The sequence below is a fragment of the Shewanella sp. WE21 genome (assembly GCF_002966515.1).
Classification (GTDB): Bacteria; Pseudomonadota; Gammaproteobacteria; order Enterobacterales; family Shewanellaceae; genus Shewanella; species Shewanella oncorhynchi.
On the sequence record NZ_CP023019.1, the window covers coordinates 4,434,354 to 4,457,275 of the forward strand.

At 48.9% G+C, this 22,922-nt stretch carries 18 protein-coding genes, 1 tRNA gene and 3 pseudogenes; 9 read left to right on the plus strand and 13 right to left on the minus strand.

What is annotated here, in order from left to right; genetic code table 11:
* Positions 1 to 940: 940 nt before the first annotated feature.
* A pseudogene (locus CKQ84_RS19815) lies at positions 941 to 1,301 on the plus strand (transposase); the annotation flags it as partial.
* On the opposite strand, the pseudogene CKQ84_RS19820 reads toward CKQ84_RS19815, so the two are convergent.
* The 9 genes and pseudogenes from CKQ84_RS19820 to CKQ84_RS19860 form a co-directional block, all read right to left on the minus strand.
* A pseudogene (locus tag CKQ84_RS19820) lies at positions 1,297 to 1,451 on the minus strand (IS630 family transposase); the annotation flags it as partial. The pseudogenes CKQ84_RS19815 and CKQ84_RS19820 sit on opposite strands and share 5 nt — an antisense overlap.
* A 267-nt stretch (positions 1,452 to 1,718) precedes the next feature.
* Entirely contained in the window at positions 1,719 to 2,201 is a 483-nt protein-coding gene (gene cueR, locus CKQ84_RS19825; RefSeq protein ID WP_105252486.1) for a Cu(I)-responsive transcriptional regulator, read from the minus strand.
* Between the two features lie 20 nt (positions 2,202 to 2,221).
* Positions 2,222 to 2,485 carry a hypothetical protein gene (locus CKQ84_RS19830; protein ID WP_105252487.1) on the minus strand — a complete coding sequence of 88 codons (264 nt, stop codon included), beginning with the start codon at positions 2,483 to 2,485 and terminating at the stop codon, positions 2,222 to 2,224.
* A gap of 83 nt (positions 2,486 to 2,568) precedes the next feature.
* Positions 2,569 to 5,076, minus strand: coding sequence for a heavy metal translocating P-type ATPase (locus CKQ84_RS19835; RefSeq protein WP_105252488.1), 2,508 nt, complete (start codon positions 5,074 to 5,076; stop codon positions 2,569 to 2,571).
* 76 nt (positions 5,077 to 5,152) lie between these two features.
* Positions 5,153 to 6,619: an efflux transporter outer membrane subunit gene (locus CKQ84_RS19840; RefSeq protein ID WP_105252489.1), complete on the minus strand. Its 1,467-nt coding sequence runs from the start codon at positions 6,617 to 6,619 to the stop codon at positions 5,153 to 5,155.
* A complete protein-coding gene (locus CKQ84_RS19845) occupies positions 6,616 to 9,798 on the minus strand; it encodes an efflux RND transporter permease subunit (RefSeq protein ID WP_105252490.1) in 3,183 nt (1,060 codons plus the stop codon). The genes CKQ84_RS19840 and CKQ84_RS19845 overlap by 4 nt, the downstream gene beginning before the upstream one ends.
* A complete protein-coding gene (locus CKQ84_RS19850) occupies positions 9,795 to 10,991 on the minus strand; it encodes an efflux RND transporter periplasmic adaptor subunit (RefSeq protein ID WP_301553931.1) in 1,197 nt (398 codons plus the stop codon). The genes CKQ84_RS19845 and CKQ84_RS19850 overlap by 4 nt, the downstream gene beginning before the upstream one ends.
* 626 nt (positions 10,992 to 11,617) lie before the next feature.
* A pseudogene (locus CKQ84_RS19855) lies at positions 11,618 to 11,836 on the minus strand (IS3 family transposase); the annotation flags it as partial.
* 255 nt (positions 11,837 to 12,091) lie between these two features.
* Complete coding sequence (locus tag CKQ84_RS19860) at positions 12,092 to 12,340, minus strand: heavy-metal-associated domain-containing protein (RefSeq protein ID WP_105252492.1); 249 nt, start codon at positions 12,338 to 12,340, stop codon at positions 12,092 to 12,094.
* A 1,822-nt stretch (positions 12,341 to 14,162) separates the two neighbouring features.
* Here CKQ84_RS19860 and CKQ84_RS19875 point away from each other — a divergent pair.
* The gene (locus CKQ84_RS19875; protein WP_254053139.1) at positions 14,163 to 15,722 is read left to right on the plus strand and encodes an MATE family efflux transporter; all 1,560 of its coding nucleotides are present in this window, start codon (positions 14,163 to 14,165) and stop codon (positions 15,720 to 15,722) included.
* The gene (locus CKQ84_RS19880; RefSeq protein WP_105252494.1) at positions 15,719 to 16,282 is read left to right on the plus strand and encodes a hypothetical protein; all 564 of its coding nucleotides are present in this window, start codon (positions 15,719 to 15,721) and stop codon (positions 16,280 to 16,282) included. The genes CKQ84_RS19875 and CKQ84_RS19880 overlap by 4 nt, the downstream gene beginning before the upstream one ends.
* Positions 16,283 to 16,480: 198 nt before the next feature.
* Here the strand turns inward: CKQ84_RS19880 and CKQ84_RS19885 are convergent.
* A tRNA-Ser gene (locus tag CKQ84_RS19885) sits at positions 16,481 to 16,571 on the minus strand.
* Between the two features lie 80 nt (positions 16,572 to 16,651).
* Positions 16,652 to 17,923 carry a purine nucleoside transporter PunC gene (gene punC / locus CKQ84_RS19890; protein WP_105252495.1) on the minus strand — a complete coding sequence of 424 codons (1,272 nt, stop codon included), beginning with the start codon at positions 17,921 to 17,923 and terminating at the stop codon, positions 16,652 to 16,654.
* A 115-nt stretch (positions 17,924 to 18,038) separates the two neighbouring features.
* On the opposite strand from punC, the gene punR reads away from it, so the two are divergent.
* The 6 genes from punR to CKQ84_RS19920 all read left to right on the plus strand — a co-directional run bounded on the left by punR (position 18,039) and on the right by CKQ84_RS19920 (position 21,383).
* Complete coding sequence (gene punR / locus CKQ84_RS19895) at positions 18,039 to 18,941, plus strand: DNA-binding transcriptional activator PunR (protein WP_028759950.1); 903 nt, start codon at positions 18,039 to 18,041, stop codon at positions 18,939 to 18,941.
* A 339-nt stretch (positions 18,942 to 19,280) separates the two neighbouring features.
* The gene (locus CKQ84_RS19900) at positions 19,281 to 19,940 is read left to right on the plus strand and encodes a Bax inhibitor-1/YccA family protein (RefSeq protein WP_028759949.1); all 660 of its coding nucleotides are present in this window, start codon (positions 19,281 to 19,283) and stop codon (positions 19,938 to 19,940) included.
* A gap of 69 nt (positions 19,941 to 20,009) precedes the next feature.
* The gene (tusD, locus tag CKQ84_RS19905) at positions 20,010 to 20,399 is read left to right on the plus strand and encodes a sulfurtransferase complex subunit TusD (RefSeq protein ID WP_028759948.1); all 390 of its coding nucleotides are present in this window, start codon (positions 20,010 to 20,012) and stop codon (positions 20,397 to 20,399) included.
* 14 nt (positions 20,400 to 20,413) lie between these two features.
* On the plus strand, positions 20,414 to 20,770 hold the full coding sequence (gene tusC, locus CKQ84_RS19910) for a sulfurtransferase complex subunit TusC (protein ID WP_105252496.1): 357 nt from the start codon (positions 20,414 to 20,416) through the stop codon (positions 20,768 to 20,770).
* The gene (gene tusB, locus CKQ84_RS19915) at positions 20,770 to 21,051 is read left to right on the plus strand and encodes a sulfurtransferase complex subunit TusB (RefSeq protein WP_105252497.1); all 282 of its coding nucleotides are present in this window, start codon (positions 20,770 to 20,772) and stop codon (positions 21,049 to 21,051) included. Before tusC ends, tusB begins: the two co-directional genes overlap by 1 nt.
* Positions 21,045 to 21,383, plus strand: a complete 339-nt coding sequence (locus CKQ84_RS19920) for a TusE/DsrC/DsvC family sulfur relay protein (protein WP_105252498.1) — start codon at positions 21,045 to 21,047, stop codon at positions 21,381 to 21,383. The genes tusB and CKQ84_RS19920 overlap by 7 nt, the downstream gene beginning before the upstream one ends.
* A gap of 99 nt (positions 21,384 to 21,482) precedes the next feature.
* Here CKQ84_RS19920 and CKQ84_RS24155 read toward each other — a convergent pair whose 3' ends face one another.
* Together CKQ84_RS24155 and serS are read right to left on the minus strand one after the other, a co-directional pair.
* On the minus strand, positions 21,483 to 21,605 hold the full coding sequence (locus tag CKQ84_RS24155) for a hypothetical protein (RefSeq protein WP_028759944.1): 123 nt from the start codon (positions 21,603 to 21,605) through the stop codon (positions 21,483 to 21,485).
* A 19-nt stretch (positions 21,606 to 21,624) separates the two neighbouring features.
* On the minus strand, positions 21,625 to 22,911 hold the full coding sequence (gene serS, locus CKQ84_RS19930) for a serine--tRNA ligase (protein ID WP_028759943.1): 1,287 nt from the start codon (positions 22,909 to 22,911) through the stop codon (positions 21,625 to 21,627).
* Positions 22,912 to 22,922 lie beyond the last annotated feature (11 nt).

Genomic DNA, 22,922 nt, shown 5'->3' on the forward strand with positions numbered 1-22,922 from the left:
GTGAGTCTGACTTTTGTTATTATATATCAAGGCTATAATTCACTCCGCCAACAGCTTTGCTCCATTATGGTGCAAAGCTGTTCATCCAGAGCGCATTAAACTTTGTGTTTGCTGCTTTTTGACAAAGTGCATCTCACTCGCAGCTATGCGAACTCTTTTGAAGTATAGATGACGTGTTAGAAATGAATTTTATGAAACAATGTCCCAATCAAATCATGTCGCTCCATTAGAATGATTACTTACAATAATTCATCGGTTTACCAAGCTTAATTGAAATTGGTTCGTAGCTATATTTCCACTGCTTATTAATCTTACCTATTAATTTGTTGTAATGTTGATGACGTGATTTATCAACATCGGAGTCGCTCGAACACATCACCAGTTTCACCTGACTGTATCTTAAACAATTTAATCGTCGCTACGTGAATGCTTTGGTATATTGGACTCGCAAACTCGCCAGAAACACCTAGCAACGCGCTTATGCTTGTCCAAAAAGTCACAATAAAATACTAAGATGTTGCCGATTTTGAGCCGCCATGGACATAAATATTTCATTTTAAGGAGTTTTTATAGATATCGAGTGAAGCGCCCTAACCTTCTTTTGGACAAAAATCATTATGTGTACTAGCTCATATATGAACTGACAGCGTTGATTAAATTGCTAGACTTAATCGGACAATCTCAACTCGACCCCACCCAGCTCATTTCTGGACATTTTCAAGTTAGACTTTTAGCTCGAATTAGTGAATTTAGAATTAAAATTTCTATGGATAACGCCTACTTAAGCGGTTTAACCTCCATAACTTCTGAGTAGCTTATAATACGAATGACTTTTAAATGGGATTGATATCCATAACACTGCCCCTGATAGCGTGTTCTGGTCTAATCCCATCGGACACTTAACTTTGAGACAGTATGGTCAATAAATTAAGAGGTAAATATGAGTCTGAACAAATCACATAAGAGTTATCCGCAGGCATTTAAGGATGAAGCCGTCTTGATGGTGCTGGAGCAAGGTTATAGCGTTGCCGATGCGAAAAAGCCTCTTGGAGTTAGCACTAGTCTGCTTTACAACTGGAAGGAAAAACACGAAGCCTTGCAGCAAGGCCTTACCTTAGAATAGTCTGAACGTAATGATTTGAAGAAATTTCGTATATAAAAAAATTATTACGCATGGAGAAAGATATGATAAAAATACCCAAGGGGCACACCGAGGCCAGCGCCTTCTTTGCGAGAGAAATAATGAAGTAAAATTTAGTTTCATCAAACAGCAATCTAACCGGTTTCCCATAACACTGTTATCCATCGTTTCACACTGATTCTACTGACCAGCATACTTGCGAGAGCGGTACGAGAATTACCTTCGCTGAAATGGAGTAAGCCTAAATAGCGCCTACGTTTGCGTGCACTTTTCTCCGATTTACTAAGGCTACGATGTTCGGATTATTCATATTTTTTATAATTAAAAAGCGAATATCAATTAGGCCACATAATTAATGTAAATTGTATTGCTGGCGTTGGCTTTATACCTGGGCTGAAAAACAAAAAATGATTATCGCGCTTAGCGTAATTTTTAGGTCATCCTCTGGAGCTGGTTTTGATTAGTATTGGTTCTTGTACAGAACTTGATGATTGTGCTTTTTGGGCTTCTTCGATGCGTAAGTCAATAGTGGCAACTAACTTGGAAAACGCCGCCATCGAAGAAGCTCACGAGTTAGTCACCGTGGCGGACGATGGCGTGACGAGGCGGGTGTGTCACTCCCAAATCGAGGTGTTCTATGTGGAACTTGCGAACGTTCTTTAGCTGCAGCGCTTGGCTCAGCCAAATCCGCAAGGATCGGGCAATCCGGGCGGCCATCGCCATGGCAATTTTCAGCTAGCTGCTCGAGCGTTTGCACCATAGCTTGTAGTTCAACGATCTTCGCCTTCAGTCCGTCGGCATGGGAGAGCGCCAACGCCTTAACGTCGGCGCTCGCGCGATCTCGGTTGCACCACAAGACCAAGAGTTCCGAGATTTGTTCGACAGAAAAGCCAAGGTCGCGTGCGCGACGGATGAAGCGAAAGCTTTGCGCGTCCGCCGAGTTGTAATTTCGGTAGCCAGCATCAGAACGGTTAGCTTTGGGTATCAAGCCAATCTGTTCGTAGTAGCGAATCATCTTCGCCGAGATGCCGGACAACTTGGCTGCTTGACCAATATTCATCATTCTCTCCTTCTAGTAAATTAATCAAATACGCCCAAAAACTTAGGTTTACCTACGCACAGATATTTCTCTGGGCGTAAAGAACACGTCGGCATACAGGTATTCAGATCGCATTCATGTTGTCTATATTCCATCTGAAGATTGCTCAGAGCTAATGTGGTGATCAAATGCATATAGTCCCGCCACACCTCAGGTGTGACGACTCTTGCAGTGGCAAAGAGATGTTCTCGGGCGTCGCTATAATCGTCCTTGAGGTGATCCAAGGGCGTATTTGGTGAAAACATGTTGTGTTACTCCTTCAACAATATTCGTCTACCAAGCGTGACTTTTGCGCTACCACCCCAAAAGCCAATGACTTGGTGTGGGTTTAAACCATCATCGGAGCCCTGAAACGCTTGAGTCGGAGCGCGTTGCCGAGCACAAATATACTGGAAAGTGCCATTGCGGCCGCTGCGAAAATTGGCGAAAGCAAGGTGCCATTCAACGGGTAGAGCGCACCCGCCGCAACCGGGATCAACACGGCGTTGTAGGCGAAGGCCCAGAAAAGGTTCTGCTTAATGTTACGGATCGTGGCCTGACTAAGCGCGATCGCATTCGTCACTCCACGCAAGTCGCCCGACATTAGCACCACGTCAGCAGCTTCTATCGCTACATCGGTTCCCGTGCCGATAGCGAGCCCAACATCAGCTTCGGCGAGTGCTGGCGCGTCGTTGATACCGTCTCCCACGAAGGCGACTTGCGCGCCATTGTTCCGGAACTTCTTCAGCGCCTCGACTTTACCATCGGGGAGGACCTCGGCTAATACTTCATCGATGCCAAGCTGCTCGGCGATCGCCGCAGCGGTCGCCGCATTGTCGCCAGTGATCATCGCGACTTTCAGTCCGAGCGCGTGCAGCGCCTTGATTGCTTCAGGCGTTGTATCTTTGATTGGATCTGCGACTGCAATCACCGCTGCCAAGCGGCCGTCGATCGCGGCATAAAGTGGGCTCTTGCCTTGCTCGCCAAGACGCAGGGCGGTGGACTGCAAGCTCGACACATCCAGACCGAGCTGCGTCATAAACCGATCCGCACCGACGGCGACGGTACGACCTGCGACCTTGGCCGACACGCCGAAGCCCGGTGTTGCGTCGAAGCTCTCAATAGGTGCAAGGGCGAGGTTCAACTGCTTTGCGGCTGTGACGATCGATTCGGCAATCGGGTGCTCGGAGCGGGTCTCGACGGCCGCAACAAGAGCAAGAACTTCGTTGTATTCAAATCCCTCGGCAGGCACGAGATCGGTCAGCTCGGGGCGTCCTTTGGTCAGCGTGCCAGTTTTGTCGAGCGCGATAACGCTCACATCGCGCAACGCCTGCAAGGCTTCGCCCTTACGAAAGAGTACGCCGAGCTCGGCCGCACGGCCGGTGCCAACCATGATTGAGGTCGGCGTTGCCAGTCCCATAGCGCACGGACAAGCGATAATAAGAACCGCGACCGCATTAACGAGCGCAAAGGTCAGCGCTGGGGACGGGCCGAAGATTAGCCAGACTAGGAAGGTCAGCGTGGCAGCTGCCATCACCGCTGGGACGAACCACATGGTCACTTTGTCGACCAGCGCCTGGATCGGCAGCTTTGACCCCTGCGCTTGCTCGACCAGACGAATGATCTGCGCGAGCACCGTATTCGCGCCGACCTTGGTGACGCAAAAACTGAAAGCGCCCGTCTTGTTGATAGTGCCACCGACAACTTCGGCTCCCACCCCTTTAGATACGGGCACCGGCTCACCGGTGATCATGCTCTCGTCAACATAGGAGGCACCTTCGACGACTTCGCCATCGACCGGAATCTTCTCGCCCGGACGAACGAGCACTATGTCACCAGTCATCACCTGATCGAGCGGTATTTCAAACGTTTCGCCGTTGCGCTGGACGCATGCGGTCTTAGCCTGAAGTCCGACGAGCCGCTTGATCGCTTGCGAGGTTCGCCCCTTGGCGCGCGCCTCCAGCATGCGTCCGAGCAGGATCAAGGTAACAATGACAGCAGCAGCTTCAAAATAGACGTTGGCAGTGCCTTGCGGCAGCGCTTCAGGGGCAAAGGTTGCGACGATCGAATAACCATAAGCCGCCGCGGTGCCGACCGAGACCAGTGAGTTCATGTCGGGAGCACCACGCAGCAACGCCGGTACCCCTTTTAGGAAGAAGCGCAGACCCGGACCGAACAGGACCAGGGTGGCGAGCACGAACTGCACATACCAGTTGGTCTGTTGCCCCAGAACCCCCATCACCCAATGATGCATGGCGGGAATAAGGTGAGAGCCCATCTCAAGGATGAATACGGGCAAGGTGAGGATGGCTGCAGTGATGAAAGAACGTCGCAGTGCCCGCGCCTCGCTCTCACGACGCTCAGTGTCCTGATCGCCAGCATTCGCCGTTTCGGCGGACAAGCGACGGGACTTGTAACCCGCCTGTTCGACAGCGGCTTCAAGATCTGCCGTGGAGACGACCCCTGCAAAATGGCGCACCCTCGCGCGCTCGGTCGCCAGATTTACAGTGGCTTCGAGCACTCCCGGAATTTTTACGAGCGCTTTCTCTACCCGGCCCACACACGATGCGCAGGTCATGTCCTCGATCGCCAACTCGATGGTCTCTTCGCGAATGGTGTAGCCAGCGTTCTGAATGGCGTGGACAACCGCCTGCGGATCGGCTACGCCGGTGAAAGTCATGTCGGCGCGCTCGGTGGCAAGATTGACCACGGCCGTCTGCACCCCAGGGACCGCTTTCAACGCTCGCTCGACACGGCCGACACATGATGCACACGTCATGCCTTCGACAGGCAGGCTCAGACGAGTGCCTGCGGACACGGATTGATTGGCGTTTTGTGGCAAGGAAACAGAAGCCATTGAACTACTCCTTAAATGTTGAGTTAAAAAAAGCTTAATGCTTCCAGCTATGGGAAGGTCAAGTCCTATATGTGATTTATTTCACGACGCGTCCGTTCGAAATGCCGTCTGCGCCACTGCAGTCCTGCTCCGCCTGCGCGCAGATCTCCCAGCCGCCACCCAGCGCCTTGTAGATGCTGACAACGGCAAGCCGTTGGTGGGTGCGAGCGATTGCCAGCGCACGCCGGCTTGCAAAGTCGGACCGTTCGGCTTCGAGCACATCAAGGTAGATGCCTTCACCTGCTGAGAACCGCACACGGGCAAGACGAGCCGCCTCGCGATTTGCGGCTGACTCAAGCAGACGCAGCTCAAGCGTGCTACCCGCGGCACCATAGGCTTTGAAGGCATCCTCGGTTTCCTGCAGTGCGCGCAACACGGTCTGGTCGTAGACGATCAACGCCTCTTGGGTACGAGCCTCGCTGGCGGCGATGCGGGCACGCACGCGCCCAGTATCGAAAAGAGACCAGCGAATGACTGGGCCGAGGAAGCTGGACAACACTCCGGAGCCATTTACTTCATCGAGACTTCCAGCAACGAGCCCGATTGAACCATGCACTTGGATCTCGGGGTAGAGACCAGCCGTCTCGAACCCAATCCGAGCGGTCGCCGCAGCGAGAGTCCGTTCAGCCGCCGCAATATCAGCACGCCGAGAAAGGAGTGCTGCGGGATCGCCCACGGCGATTATTCGAACAGCAAGCGCTTCACGCGCAGGCGTTACAGCGGGTGGTCTAAACGTCTGGGGCGTTTCGCCAAGAAGGATGGCCAGTGCATTGCTGGAGGCCGCACGGCGGCGCTCCAATTCGGGCACGGCCACCTCGACATGGTGCAACAAGGCCTCGGCACGGAGCTGGTCGAATTCGCTGGCAGAACCGGCGTGCACGAGACGTTCGACCAGGCTCAGGCTTTCGCGCTGGCTTTGGCTGATGTCGGCGGCTACAGCTAGTTCGGCCTCGATACCGCGTAGCTCGAACCAAGTGGCAGCCACCGCAGCAGCGACCCCCGCCTGCACACCACGCAGCAGAGCCTCGCGGGAGCCTGCTTGCGCCTGAGCGGCCTCCACCGATCGCCGCACACGGCCAAAAAGATCGATTTCCCAGGAAGCGTCTACCGCGCCGCGATAGGTTTCTATCTGACGCGACTGACTATGGGGCGTCTCGACCTCACTCCGGCGACGGTTCTCATAACCAAGCTCAGCGCCACCGCTCGGCAGGAAGCCCTGACGGCTCTCACCCAACATGGCCTTTGCCTCTTCGAGCCGAACGACAGCGATACCTATGTCATGGTTCGCCGCGAGCGCCCGCTGGATCATGATGTTCAGAGCTGGATCGTCGAAGGTGCCCCACCACTTCACCTCAACGGCCCCTGTTCCAAGACCGGCGGGAGGCTCACTGAAACTGGTCGGAAACTGCGATGAAGGTAGTGAGTAGTTTGGGCCCACCGCCGTGCATCCAGTCAAGATGAGCGCACTCAGGGGTAACAGAACTGCTTGGTAGGGACTTCTCATGACATGCTCTCCTCTATGTGCGGCTTAGCACTTGAACTGTAACTGTGCCGCTCGAAGTGAGCCTCCAAGCCACGTATCACTACATAAAAAACCGGTGTCAGGAATAATCCGAACAATGTCACGCCGAGCATACCTGCGAAGACCGCAATCCCCATAGCCTGGCGCATTTCGGCCCCAGCACCGCTTGCCAATATCAACGGTACGACGCCAGCAATAAATGCCAATGAGGTCATCACGATAGGCCGCAACCGCAATCGACAAGCCTCAACGACCGCCTCCAGCGCACTTGTTCCTGCAGCTTCGAGGCTGCGTGCAAACTCGACGATCAAAATTGCGTTTTTGGCCGCCAAACCGACGAGCACGATAAGCCCAATCTGAACAAAGACGTTGTTGTCGCCCCCAGCCAGCCAGACACCGGTAATCGCGCTCAAAAGACACATCGGCACGATCAGCAGAACCGCCAGAGGCAGCAGCCAGCTGTTGTATTGCGCGGCGAGGATGAGATAAGCGAGCAGCACGCACAATGGGAAAATGAACAGCGCAGAATCGCCAGCCAGTTTTTGCTGGTAGGTAAGATCAGTCCATTCGAAGCTCATGCCTTCAGGCAAAACCTCCTTGGCTAATCGTTCCATGACCGCAACAGCCTGCCCTGAGCTGACGCCAGCCATCGCACCGCCCGAGATGTCGGCCGTAGGGTAACCGTTGTAGTGCATCACGCGGTCTGGGCCGGCACTTGGTGTCACAGTGACAAAGGAGGACAACGGCAGCATATCTCCGGCCGCGTTGCGCACCTGCAGTCGGCCGATAGATTCGGCTTGCATGCGGTGGTCTGCATCGGCTTGGGCCGTCACCTTATAGGTTCGACCGAAGCGGTTGAAGTCGTTGATATATAGAGAGCCGAGATAGACCTGAAGCGACTCAAACACATCCGCCAGACGAACCCCCTGGCTCATGACCTGAGTGCGATCGATGGTGACATCTAACTGCGGCGCATTGATGTCAAGACTGGTCATAAGCCCAGCCACCTCGCCCGACTCGGTAGCTTTTGTCATCAGGATCTGGGTCTGCTGCACCAGAGCTGCTAGCCCAGCACCGCTGCGGTCCTCGACCTGCATCTTAAATCCGCCCGTCGCGCCAAGGCCAGGCACCGGAGGTGGCGGGAACACGCCGAGGAAACCATCGGGGATGCTGGCAAATTGGGCTTGCAAGCGCCCCGCAATCGCAATCGCGCTGAGATCGGGTGTAGTGCGATCTTTAAACGGGTCGAGCATGATGAATATGACCGCGGCATTTGGCACATTGATGAAACCATTGATAGAAAGGCCGGGAAACGCAACGACGCTTTCGACACCTGATTCGGTCAGCGCGATCTTCGACATCTGTTTGACGACTGCGTCGGTGCGGTCCAGTGACGAGGCGTTTGGCAGCTGGGCGATTGCGACAAGATAATATTTGTCCTGCATGGGCACGAAGCCGGGCGGGACGGCCTTGAATCCGAAGAAGGTCAATGCAAGGAGTCCGGCGTAAACCAGAAGCGCCACGCCGCTAATCCGCACGACCTTGCGCACCGTATTGCCATAAGCGTCAGGTGCATGCTGGAACGGCTGGCCTAGTGTCCGAAACAACTGATCGGCGCGGCCACGCAAACTGCGCGGAACTCGCACTATTGCCGCCTGGCGCGGGCGCAACAAGAGTCCTGCGAGCGCAGGGCTGAGCGTGAGTGAATTAACTGCTGACAGAATGGTTGAAATCGCAATCGTGAGCGCAAACTGTCGATAGAACTCACCCTGCAAGCCGCTTAGAAAAGCGGTCGGAATGAAAACGGCGGCAAGTACCGAGGTGATCGCGATAATAGGACCGGTGACTTCGTCCATGGCAAGCCGTGCGGCCTGAATGGGTTCCTCACCATTTTCGATGTGACGTTCGACATTCTCGACCACTACGATCGCGTCATCGACGACGATCCCGATTGAAAGCACCAGGCCAAACAACGACAACGTGTTCAGTGAGAAACCCATCAGATGCATGACGGCAAAGGTGCCGATCAGCGACACTGGCACCGCTATAAGGGGTATGAGCGAAGCACGCCAGTTGCGCAGGAACAGCACCACCACGATAACGACAAGAAGAATCGCCTCCAACAAGGTGGTTACCACCGACTCCAGCGAGGCACGGACAAAGACCGTCGGGTCATACGCGATGCGCGAGCTGAGTCCTTCCGGAAAGTTGCCTTCAAGCCGCTGCATGGTTGTACGCACCGCCTGCGCAACGTCGAGTGCGTTGGCGCCCGGACTCTGGATGATTTGCAGCGCGACGGCAGGTTCACCGTCAAGCAGGCTGCGCAATGCGTAGGTATCGGCCCCCATTTCAATGCGGGCAACATCGCGCAAGCGCGTCACTTGGCCGTCGCCGCCCGTACGAATGATGATGTCGCCGAACTGCTCCTCATCAGTTAACCGCCCGAGCGTGTTCACTGTCACTTGGAACGCGGCACTGGAATTGGGAGCCTGACCGACGGAGCCAGCTGCTACCTGTACGTTCTGCTCGCGCACAGCGGCAATCACATCGCCCGCTGTCAGCCCTCGTGCGGCGATCAGGCTCGGATCGAGCCAGAGCCGCATACTATATTCACCAGCTCCCCAAACCAGAACGTCGCTGATTCCCGGGATACGGGACAGATCGTCGCGCACCTGGAGGTAAGCGTAGTTCGAAATATAGAGAGGGTCGTAGCGTTTGTCTGGCGATAACAGGTGAACCACCATCAGGATGTCCGGCGAGGTCTTCTGCGTAATGACGCCTTGGCGCTGCACCTCCTCCGGCAAACGCGGCAGAGCGCGCGAGACGCGGTTTTGTACCTGGATCTGTGCCATATCGGCATTCGTCCCTTGCGCAAACGTGACGGTCAGGATCATTCGGCCGTCAGTGGCTGATTGCGACGACATGTATAGCATGCCCTCGACCCCGGTGATCGTCTGCTCGAGTGGCGCGGCTACCGTTTCTGCAATCACCTTGGGATTGGCGCCCGGGTAGGAAGCGGTCACCTGAACCGTCGGCGGCGTCACGGTCGGATACTCGCTGAGCGGCAATTGGAAGAAAGCAACGATGCCAGCGAGCACCATCAAAACTGAAAGAACGATGGCAAAAATCGGGCGATCGATGAAGAAACGTGGGAATGTCATTGTACTGCTCCCGAGGTTTGTGACACCGCAATAGGTGTACCGTCAATCGCAGCGGACTGTGGCGTGACCTGCATGCCCGGGCCTACCAGCCCCTTGACGATAATGTGCTCGCCGGGCTGTAGACCTTGTTCGATCACGCGCAACCCCTCGACCAGCGGACCCAGCTCGACTGGCCGATATTCCGTCTTGTCGTCTTTGCCGACAACGAGCACATAGTGGCTACCTTGATCGGTACTAATCGAATGATCGGAAACCAGAACCCTAGCTTGCGGCGCTCCGGTCTCTAGTTTAACCTTGGCAAAAAGACCGGGCGTCAAATGCCCATCGGGGTTGTTGACAACAGCGCGGATACGCACTGTTCCCGTCCCACGATCGCTGGTGTTGGAGAGGAAGTCGACACGGCCTGGCCTCGAATACGTCTTGTCGGTGAGCAGTGCCACCATGACCTTTTCCGCCTGTGGACCATGCGTGGTAGTGTGGTCTCGGCCTGCGGCGAGCGATCGCAAATAAGTGCGTTCGTCTACATCGAAATAGACGTGGATGGGATCGATAGAAACAATAGTCGTGAGTGGCGTCTCGCCGCTGAAGACGTAGTTGCCTTCTGTAACGAGGGCTTGGCCGACACGTCCACTGATCGGCGCCGTGACACGTGCGAAACTCAGATCCAATTGTGCGGCATCCACCGCTGCCTTTGCGGCGTCGACCTGTGCTTTGCTTGCATTCATAGAGGCGGTTGCGATGTCGAAGCGATCACGAGCAACGATCTTTTGGGCAAATAGCTGTTCGGCTCGTGCATATTCCGTTTGGGCAAGTATCGATGCCGCTTCAGCCTGGCGCAGGTGCGCCGTCGCGGCGTTCAGCGCGGCTTGGAACACCCGAGGATCAATGAGAAAGAGCTCGCTGCCCTTTTCGACGAAGCGTCCCTCGGGCAGGCTTACGTTCTGAATATAGCCTGCAACCCTCGGGCGCAGCTCAACCCGCTTGACCGCGGTCAGCGAACCTGTGAGTTCGACAAATGGCGTCACCGGACGAACGATCACTTCGGCCACCGGAACGCTTGGTGGCTTTGCGGGACTGACAGAGGGAATAGCCTCCTTGCATCCTGCGATAGCGAGTGCAACGCTTAGCGCCACAGTGGTTATGGTTATGCGTTTGACCTTCATCATTTTTCCTTTCTCGATAGCAGTCGACATTTAGTTTTGCTGAGCCGAGGTAGCTCCTACTGTATTTATCCGGCTTACTACGCTTAGAAGGTCAAGTGTTTTTTTTGATTAGTAAGGGGGCCTTGCGAGACACAGCGAAGTCTAACTCTGATGACGAAAAAATCATGATCAGCGACGAAAATCGCTAAGTATTAAGGCATGCACATAGAAGAAAACTTCCTCGACAAAAAAGCCAGACATACGGCCTTGGCTGCTACGACCACTGCACTTACAAATGAGAGCGATTGGAAGTGTTGTTACTGCTGGCAGCTTTAGCCTACTGGTTGCATTCATGTTAGGGCTGACAGCAGAAATGGCCTGATTGCAGTTCCAAGCAAACAGCATTAAACACTGGCGAGTTTTACCGTTCGACTACTTGGGTATGAGGAATGTAAGCTCGCAAACTTAGAGCTTAGAACTAAGCAGATACAAGCTAAAATAAGGAAATGATGTTCTGGCCTTAAGTGTCAGACTGAGCAGTAATCAAAATGAAGAAGAGCTGATACTATGATTAAATTCGTGGAGATCCCTCAGGTGTTTGATCAAGGCTAGCGCATGAGTGCCATTGCCTTAATTGCATTAGATTTACTTCTGTTTGTGAGCGTTCAGTGTACTGTTCAACCCATACTAGACAATTTTAATTGAGAATTTTCGAACTCTACAGTTGACAGTTCACCATTAGCAAAATGACGTCACTCCAAGTTCTAATATTTCATTTAAGCAGTCACATCTAGCTTCAAAAACTCTCTTGTTGATTGAGCAATATTAAAAATCCAATCGTGTTTTAAGCTACCAAAGAAACGCCCAACGAAGGCATTATCCCAACACGCACCTACCCATACTGCCTCAAAGTTAAGTGCTGAAATAAAATTAGACCGGAGCAGGTGCAGTGGTATACAGAGTCAGACTATTATATTGGCGGTGATATTACATTTTTGGAAACAAATTCAATTACTCTGTCCTTAAATTATATCCATTTATAACTCGTTATGGGCGGATAAGCAGCACCTCTGTTACTAGGTGCTGCTCTCCTAAGAACCGTACATGCAACTTTCACTGCACACAGCTCAAGCCTCCACTAAGGTGCACTGTCAATTGGCGGTATTTTGCGACTTGCTGCTTCTATCTACACTGCAACAGGTTGACTCGGGTTTGGCCGGATATCCAATTTCCTCCAGAGCGTCGAGTATTTCGTCTTGCGATTGGCTGCTTTGTACATTGATACTACGGCTGGTGAGATCTGCTGTTACGACTGCATCGGCGTCCAGTTCCTTTATTGCACGGTTGATCAAGCCAAAGCAGTGGTTGCAGGTCATATCGGTAATTTTTAACGTTAACATCGTAAATCTCCTTTACTAAGTGGGCAGCTAAAATTCTGCACCTTGCTACAGGGAGAAGGTCAAGGCTTATTTTCTGTGATGTTACCCAGTACCAGTTGTGCCCAAATGGCATAATGTGAGCAGGGGTCGCCAGTGCTGCAATCTGATAGCTGCTGCAGTACTTACTGCATTTGTTGTAGCTCACTGCTCTTCCCTTTAATTTAAGTCAGATGCTGCTCTGCTAGCTGTTTGACTTTACGGCTTTCCCGCTCTAGATCGCACCAGAGCTGCAGTAAGGATAAATGTCATTTCATGAAAACCCCTATCTTCTAGCGCGAGCTATAAACTCCAACAGTTGTAATTGCTGACAGTTATACAGTAGCTGGCTTCAGTGCGTGGAGCCTTATTTAACCTGAACTCGGGATAAGAAACTTTGAACTAATAGCCCTCCAAGTGATCGGAACTTTCGACCAAGAAAAACCCATCATACCGGAGGGCCTATAGTTATTTTGATCATGCTTTTTTATCTCAAAAGATTGTCTTCGTTGAATTCAAATAGTCTTCGTTTTAATTCCATGCTTACACTTCTGATAAAAATAGAGTGATAAATTACTTAAAAACTATATTATTAAATATAAATAAAGTCATATTTCGGCAATCTTCAATCAGATGCAGATTGATTTATTAGCGCTTAAAATCATATTTTTTGACAAAAAAGCGCTTAAAATCATAAATTATGACAATTTGAAGCCTCCCAAAGAAAATCGTATTTTCTAACTCGTTGTTTCTACGTATTTCCCAAACTCATTTTGTATGAAAAGCCACAGTTTTGTGTTCGTGGCCACTCAGAATGAGGTTTCGCGGCAGACTGAAATTTGCTTTTTTTCGCCGATATCTTCTGGCCATCTTACCTGCTCTTATTTGGGTATTAGTACGATTAACTAAGTTTGTGTTTGGGGACTTGATGATGGTTTGTTGCTACTTCTCGTCGCGCGTGCTGGCACTTTGCCAATTTGAAGATGTACTGCAAATACGCCAGCAACAAAAACCGATGCAATTATCACTCATATAATGAAGCAATGTTACCTGTTAAAACTTATATACTTACGATTTAGCTTAAAGCATAGACACTAAGGTTAAAACCCACATTCGTCATCGGTAATGATGTGGGTTTTAAGAAGCATGATCTTAGAGTCGTTAGTATTTATGCAAAAAATTCAATTTCCTTAAATAAGGTCGAACCAACACCCTACCCCCGAGCTGTAAAATCAACAATAACGTTTTTACTACAGCAAACGGCAGCTGGCAAAACATAACATCAGAGCGGAGCGGAATGTAGGCATCACCCACTTCAAGCAAGGTCAGTAGGCTGATTGACTCAATAACTAGACCATCCATAGTGCACCTCAATTCGTTATTTTTTAATATTATACGCAGAGATGCGACAGCTTGTGTCATAACTAAAAGGAAGTTTGTATAACAGACTCTTATATTATCGCTAGGCACTGAATTTGCGATAACTTGCGGTACAGAAAGTGGTTTAAGTGGCTTGTTGGATGGCGTCATTTATCGCTCATCTACTGGGAAGTGGTTAAATGCCTCCGTCAAATACGACAAGCTGATGATTGACATCGGGCGGATGAGTAAGAATAATACGCGGCAGGTTGCAGAGAAGCCTGTCCGCAAAAGATGATATCACTCTGATAAATTAACAGCGTTGCGAATCGATTTCATATCGAACCCACAGCAATCAAATAAGTTTGGCTTAGCGGAATGCCAATAAACTTAGGAGAATTGTTTGTGAAACATGCAACCGCTAACACTTTCAAACCCGCCGGTATCAATGCTGAACCTTCTGACATTGTACCCTTGGCATCCACCGAAATGCCCTCCCACGGGAAATATCACTCAGGATCTCAGTCAACTGAGTTTAGCTATCCCTACTTTGTATTTGCGCTTTGCGTTACCCATGGCATTGGCCATGATGCTCAGCGGCAGCTACAACTTAGTCGACTCTTATTTTATTTTGAAATACATCGGTGCCGATGCATTGGCTGGGGTGACGATTGCCTTCCCGTTACAAATGATGATTTTTGCTTTGGCCTGCATGATAGGAAATAGTACTGCGACCTTAGTAAGCCGATTTTTAGGGGCAAACGAGTTTGATAAGGCGAGTCAAATCGCGAACACTGGTTTTGCGTTAGCCTTAGCTTACGGCCTGATAGTGACTATCGTGTCGCTCGCCCAGCTTGACAATTTATTGGCATTTCTTGGGATAAGCTCAACACTTGCCTTAGCTGCTACAGAGTATCTACAACCCATTCTCTGCTTTAGTCTATTCACTTTTTTGTTATCTCTTAGCGGCGATTTACTCAGAGCACAAGGCAAAGTCGTGGTTATGCTGCTGGTTATCTTGTTGTCGGCGGTCATGAACATCTTGTTCGATACACTCTTTATTGCCGTTTTAGATATGGGCGTTAGCGGAGCCGCGTGGGCAACGGTGGCGGGTCAATGTGTGAGTCTATTTATTGCAGCCGTCTATTTTGTCCCCAATAACCGTTTTACCAGTAAACAGGCGCTTCATAAGCAAGCTACCCAGCCTATTTATTTTAGAATGGAGCAGATAAAGCTCAACCTCACTGAGATAAAAGCGATTCTTGGCTTGGGTAGCCCAATATTATTATCATATCTTGGGATTGCCTGTGTGATCTCATCGGTAAATCATATTTTAGTCAGTCATTTAGCCAATGTAGCGCCCAATACGCCAGCCGCGAATGAGGTCGCGTACATGATCAGCGCTTATGGTTTGATCGGACGCTTTAATATCTTTATCGCCCTGCCGCTCATGGCACTTACCAGCGCAGCGCAAACGATCAGTGCGTATAACTATGGGGCGATGGCATCTTCTCGGGTGTTAGCGTGTGCTAAATGGGGAATCGTCTTGACCTGCTGTTATCTGAGTTTAGTGACAATTATATTTATGGAGTTTCCTACCTCGGTTTTTGGTATTTTCACCGATGATCCCTCACTCATTGACGCTTGTATTAAGATTTCGAGTGTGACGTTTATCGCTTTACCTTTGGCGGGGATCACAGGTATTGCGATTGCTGTGTATCAAGGCACAAATCGCCCTAAGCTTGCTTTGCTATTATCTGGGATAAAAATCTATGGTTTGTTACTGCCCCTGCTGATCCTGTTGCCTCAACTATCCTTCGCAGATATTTCATTTATCACAGGTGCATTAAACATTTATATCATGCCAAAGGCTTTGGCTGAGTTGTGGATGGCCTTTCCAATTGCGGACTTCTTAGCTTGTCTCTTGAGTTTATTGATCATCAGTATTTGGCCTTTCATTCACGTACCGCGAGCAAATCGAGTCAGTCATGGAGGTAATGCAAAATGAAGTTAGCCAAGATGAAAGACTCAAGCGCCATCGCATTAAATGAAACCAAAGTTCGCGCTAAAAAACTGCTCAAAGCTTGTCAGCAGGATGAGCCGTTAGCCAAGCAAAGAGTCGCGACCTTAATGGCGAAATTGGGCATATCACACTCAGATCTCCAGCTTAAGCATTGCCAACAAGTGATTACACGTGAGCTAGGTTTTATCGATTTTCATCATTGCCAGCGAGTCCTGTCGGGTCAAGCCATACTTGGGGATGATTGGGGAAGTTTATTCCATACTAAACAATGCGACACATTACTCAATCATTGGTTTACTGGCTATTTAGCCGCGCGTGAGTTTAATGCGCAAGCTGAGGACACATTGCTACTTCCCTACAATAAGCAGTTTTTGGTGGTGGAGCGGCAGGATTACTGCAATGCGCTGAATTTGCAGATAATTTTTCAACCAGTGGATAATGCTGGCGAACCGACAACACTCCGGGATCTGGTGAGTAGCTATGCTAATGCAAACTGGAACTCCTTTGCGCTGGCCATGGTCCAACACAAATTACCCAAAGTGTAATGATGGCTGAGATTGTTAGTGCATCATGTTGAATGAGGAAATCTAGAGTTAAATAATACAAACAAAAAAGGTCATCATTGCTGATGGCTTTGCTTGTGAAATATGGCTGAGGCGCTGCGTTTCGAATCAGAAACGCAAGGCTAAAATAGCTAAAAATGCAAAAAGCCGCTAATTGCTTAGCGGCTTTTTGACTAAATATGGCGGAGGAGCAGGGATTTGAACCCTGGGTGGGCTATAAACCCACGCCGGTTTTCAAGACCGGTGCATTAAACCACTCTGCCACCCCTCCGAACGAGGCGCATAATATAAGTAAGTCTGTTGACTGTAAAGCACTAACTCTCAATTATGCGCCAATTGTTGCTATTACACTCAATCCGCTGGATTTTGCTTCACATCGGACATTATGCCTACCCGTGCGGGATCTGGCTTAGTGAAATGTTTGGCAAAGTCGCCCCACTCTTGTTGACTCTTAAGTATATAGCCGACCACAACTAAAATAGCGCAACATAGGATACCCCAACCAATCGCCACTTCACCAAGACTTGCCCACATAGCGACTAAGCTTGATGCACCAAAGGCAATGCTGATCTGTAAGAAGTTCTGTAATCCTGCGGCCTTAGCGGCATTCTGACTAAACTGCTGTAGCGCGCTGTTTACGACTATCGGGTAAATGGCGCCATTAGCTGCGGCCAAAATCGAGAACGAAATAAGCAGTGGGAAAATCGTGCTCGCAGGATAAATCAGCGTGAACATGATGATTGAAATAACACAGGCAGCGAAAATCGACAACAAGATATTCAGTGTTTGATGCCCGCCAATACGTTTTATCAGTAACTTACTCGCATAACCACCGACAATAAACATGATGGTTTGCGGGATAAAACTTAACCCAATTTCAGTCGCTTGATAACCGTGCATTTCCATCACAATCGGCCACACAGTTAGGTAGGCAAAGAAAGCACCGGAACAGGCACCGAAGATCACGACGTTGCCTAAATAGCGGGTGTTTTTCAAAATTTGCCCATAAGATACTGCAGCATGTTCACTGTGTTTATGTTGACTCTTGCCTGGAACAAAGTACAAGGTCATCAATACCAGCAGAAATGCGATAACACACAAGGAGATAAAGATTGCACGCCAGCCTAATTCGTTCAGAATATAAGCGCCAAGGATCGGTGCTAATGCAGGCGATAATGCGACCAATGGCATAATGTTGCTGAAAATACCTTGGGCTTTATCGGCATCATATTGTTCAACCACAATAGCTTGCCAAATAACCCCTGCACTACAGGCGCCAATGGCTTGGAAGAAGCGCGCGGTATTGAGCATAAATATAGAATCACTGTTGGCAATAAACACGCTAGCAATGGCAAATAAAACAAGGCCAAAGATCAGTGCCCAACGTTTGCCGATTTTATTGACTAACGGGCCGTAAAGCAGCTGACCTAAGGCAAGACCCGCAAGGAAACAGGTCAGTGACATCGCCACCTGTGATGGTGTGCTGTTAAATGAGCCTTCAATTGCTTTGAAAGCAGGCAAATACATGTCAGTGGCAATAAAGCCAAGCATGCTCAACATGGCTAAATAGAATAGAAACATAAAGAACTTTATGTTTACAAAGGTGTTACTAGACGTTTTCATAAAATAATCGGGTCGGATTGACTAAAGTGTGCAGTCTAAAGACTTGTTAAATTTATTGGAAACGTTTATTTTTGACTTGTGCTATCAATTATTTTCATTGGAATGGACGTCAGTTATGCTCTCAGAACAAGCGCTAGAACTCATTGATATTGTGGCTCGTGTAGGTAGTTTCACCGCGGCGGCGAATCGGCTACATAAAGTGCCCTCTGCCGTGAGCTACGCGGTCAAGCAAATAGAAGAAGAACTCGGCGTCATTCTTTTTGAACGGCATCATCGCAGTGTAACCTTAACACCAGCGGGTGAACATTTTGTGAAGCAAGCCAGAACCTTGCTCACGCAGATGGACGAGATGAAACGTGGCACTCAGCGCGTGGCAAATGGTTGGCAACCCACCTTGTCCATAGCCCTTGATAATATCGTCCGTGCCGACAGGATCAGCGTATTAATTGCTGACTTTTATCGACACTTCCATGATATTGAATTAATTATTCGCATTGAGGTCTTTAACGGGGTTTGGGAAGCGCTCGCCACGGGTCGCAGTGATATTGCTATTGGTGCGACAACCGCAATTCCAGTCGGTGGTGTTTACCAATATAAAGACATGGGGGATATTGAGTGGGCGTTTCTTGTTAGTAAAAATCATCCCTTGGCCAGTATTGACCGCCCATTAAGTGACGATGAGCTGCGCCCTTTTCCCTCGATTTGTTTAGAAGATACCTCTCGGGAAATTCCAAAACGTATGACTTGGTTGCTAGAGAATCAACGCAGGTTAGTCGTACCTGATTGGATCCGTGCCATTAACTGTTTCCGCGAAGGTTTAGGCGTCGGTTATATGCCAGTGCATTTAGCGAGCGTGTTTATTAAGGCGGGTGCGCTTGTTGAAAAACAACTGGAAAATCCAAAGCAGACAAGCCCTTGTTGCTTGGCGTGGAATGCTGACAAGATGTCGCCTGCACTCGCTTGGGTGCTGGAATATCTTGGCGATACTGAAAAATTGCACAAAGAGTGGCTGGCTTAAGCTTGGTTTAAACTCAATATGCTGATCTAGTCATTGAAATCAGCATTGAATGTGATTGTGTACCGTCTGCTTATGTACAGACTAAATCTTTACCTTCATAGTGGATGAAGACGCAGATACAAAAATCTTATTTTTTATGCTTTGTAGTTAAAGTTGAAATAAATAATTGAGTAAAATTTTGAAGATTAACAATTTGTTATTCATGGTTCTATGACTTTCACCCGTATCTCATGTGCGGTATCATTGCACCAGTTAAGTTCATTTTAGGATTTTACGGGAACTTAGTGTGCTGTAAAAAATCAAAATGATCAGTTCGGAAATGTGTCAACGGAGATCAACATGACCCAAGAAACCTTATATTCGACGAGTGCGTCAACACTGGAAGTGAACAAACTTCTTAAAAACACTTATATGCTGTTATCGATGACATTGGCCTTCTCTGCCCTGTGTGCGGGTTTGGCAATGGCATTAAATATCAGTCCGTTAGTCTCCATTGGTTTATCGATTGGTGGCCTAGTACTGTTGTTTGTCACTTTACGTAAAGCCGAGTCTGCAGCGGGTATCTTCTGGGTGTTTGCCTTTACTGGTATGGAAGGTGCTTCACTGGGCTACATGCTCAATCACTACGCGGGTATGGCAAACGGTCCACAGCTGATCATGCAAGCACTGGGGTTAACGTCAGTGATTTTCGTTGCGTTATCAGCCTATGCCGTTACCACTAAGAAAGATTTCTCTTTCCTACGTGGATTCTTGTTCGCCGGCTTGATTGTGGTGATCGCCGCCGCTGTGATTAATATTTTTATGGGTAACAGTGTTGCCTTTATGGCAATTAACGCGGGCTTGGCGTTACTGATGACAGGTTTTATCCTGTTTGATACTAGCCGTATCGTCAATGGCGGCGAAACTAACTACATTCGCGCGACTATCTCGTTATACCTAGACTTCTTAAACCTCTTCATCGCGCTGTTGCACCTGATGGGCATAGGCAACGATGACTAATCCTAGTTAGCGATTTTTAGCTTAACTTGCGTTAGAATGGCCCTACTTTTAGGGCCATTTTTATTTTAAATGAGCAAATTTATTATCCAAGTGAACGGGCCCGCTTATGGCACGTCGGCGAGTGTTAATGCCTTACGCTTCTCCCAAGCTGCACTTTTAGCTGGGCATCAGATTATCTGTGTGTTTTTTTATCAAGATGGCGTGTATAACTCCACAGATTTAAGCTTACCCGCCTCCGATGAAAATGATGTGATCAGTGACTGGAAACAGCTGGCGCAATCCCATCAGGTCCCGTTAGTCAATTGCGTTTCTGCAGCGCTACGTCGTGGCATTGTGAGTCAGCAAGATGCCAGCGAGAATGGCCTAAGCCACTGGAATGTGGGCGAGTCATTTATCATGGGCGGTTTAGGTGAGCTAATCACAGGTATTGAATCGGCCGATCGTTTGATCAGTTTTTAACTCTCAGGGCTACTATGAAAAAATTGTGTATTCTATTTCGCTGCTCGCCACATGGTACTGTTCGTGGCCGCGAAGGTTTAGATCTTGCCCTGCTTAGCGCTAGCTTCGAACAAGAAGTGAGTTTAGTGTTTGTGGATGAAGGTGTGTTGCATTTGATTAAAGATCAACTGCCTGAGCTTATCGGTGCTAAAGATTACATCTCCACCTTTAAAGCACTGCCGCTGTATGATATTGGATCTGTATTTGTCTGTAAGCAATCCTTAGCCGATTACGGCTTAAGCCATGGCTTACTGTCGATCCCAGTGACAGTCGTCAACGATGAAGCCATCGCAGCCCATTTAAACCAAGTGGATGAGGTCTTAGTATTCTAATGATTTTACATCATATTCAAACATCTCCCAGTCGAGATAGCGCGCTGAAACTTTGTTTACGTTACGCCTGTAAGGAAGATGCGATTTTATTATCGAGCGATGGCGTTAACGCGTTACTGCTGCGCCAGTGGGCAATGGCATTATCGCCCTTCAAGTTGATGGTCTTAAAAGACGATGTTGTCGCACGTGGCCTATCCGAACGTTTAAAGAACGTCATGCTTATCGATTACAATGAGTTTGTGGCTCAATCATTACTCCATGACAAGGTGATAACGTGGTAAATCCATTGCAATTTAATGGCGCAGAAATCGCCCGTGACCATCAAGGTTATTTAAAAAATCTTAACGATTGGCAACCCGATATGGCCCTGTTGTTAGCGGCAGAAGAGCAAATTGTACTTACGCCAGCCCATTGGGAAGTGATTAACTTTGTTCGAGATTTCTATCTCGAATATAAAACGAGCCCTGCTATCCGTGTATTAGTTAAAGCCATTGGCCAAGCCTTAGGACCAGACAAAGGCAATTCAAAATACTTATATACCCTATTCCCGATTGGACCTGCGAAACAAGCAACGAAAATCGCTGGCCTGCCCAAACCAGCTAAGTGTATTTAATGGCAAAGGGTTAAGTCATCACGTAAACATGACACAAACAAAAAGGCATGTTCCCTTGGGAAACATGCCTTTCTTTTTACTTGAACAAAGTTGATAGGGTTATTTGACGTTTTCTAACACAACCCAGATGGCTTTGCCTACGGTGGCGAGCATTACAGCAAAAAATACTGCAATCACAGCGGTATAGGAAAGCCAACGGAGATAGCGCTGGCCTTTATCCATAGTATTATTTTGTGTTCCATTAGCCTATTTGAGTCAAACCGCCCATGTAAGGACGCAGAACTTCAGGGACTGTGATACTACCATCAGCATTTTGATAGTTTTCTAAAATAGCCACTAAAGTACGACCTACAGCTAAACCTGAGCCGTTTAACGTATGCAATAGCGCAGGCTTATTATCTGCTTTCACGCGGTAACGTGCTTGCATACGACGGGCTTGGAAATCCTTCATGTTTGAGCAAGAAGAAATCTCACGATAGGTATTTTGTGCTGGTAACCAGACTTCGATGTCGTAGGTTTTGCTTGAGCCAAAGCCCATATCGCCAGTACATAAAATCACAGTTCGATACGGTAAACCTAAACGCTGCAACACTGTTTCAGCATGACCAGTCAGCGCTTCAAGTGCCGCCATTGAATCTTCAGGCTTAACAATTTGCACCATTTCAACTTTATCGAATTGGTGCTGACGGATCAGACCACGGGTATCTTTGCCGTATGAGCCCGCTTCGCTGCGGAAACATGCAGTATGCGCAGTTAACTTTATTGGCAGCTCGTCTTCATCAACAATGCTATCGCGAACTAAGTTCGTTAATGGCACTTCTGCGGTTGGGATAAGGCTCAAGCCTTGGCCTTCTTCAGTCGCAGGTTTAGTGTGGAATAAGTCTTCACCAAACTTAGGTAGCTGGCCTGTGCCGAGTAAGCTTGCCTCGTTAACCAGTAATGGCACATAGGCTTCGGTATAACCGTGCTCTGTGGTATGTAAGTCCAACATGAACTGACCAATGGCGCGATTTAAGCGGGCGACTTGGCCTTTCATCACGATGAAACGTGAGCCAGTAATTTTAACGGCATTTTTAAAATCTAAGCCGTTTAAGCCTTCACCTAAATCGATATGATCTTTAATCGGGAAATCAAAAGTGCGTGGCGTCCCCCAACGTCTCACTTCAACGTTCTCTGTTTCATCGGCACCCATTGGTACTGATTCATCAGGCAGGTTAGGCATAGACATGGCAATGGCATTGACTTCTTCAAGTACAGCGGCCAGTTCAATCTTTTTGGCATCCAACTGTGAACCTAAATCGCCCACTTGCGCCATGATTGCGTCAACATCTTCACCACGGGCTTTAGCTTGGCCAATGGATTTGGAGATGGCATTACGCGACGCTTGTAATTCTTCGGTAGCCACTTGCAGTGACTTACGCTTTTCTTCTAATTGAATGAGATGAGCTATGTCTAAAATAAAGCCACGGGTAGCCAGTCGCTCAGCGGTAACTTCTAATTCGTTGCGCAAAAATTTAGGATCTAACATGTGATATATTC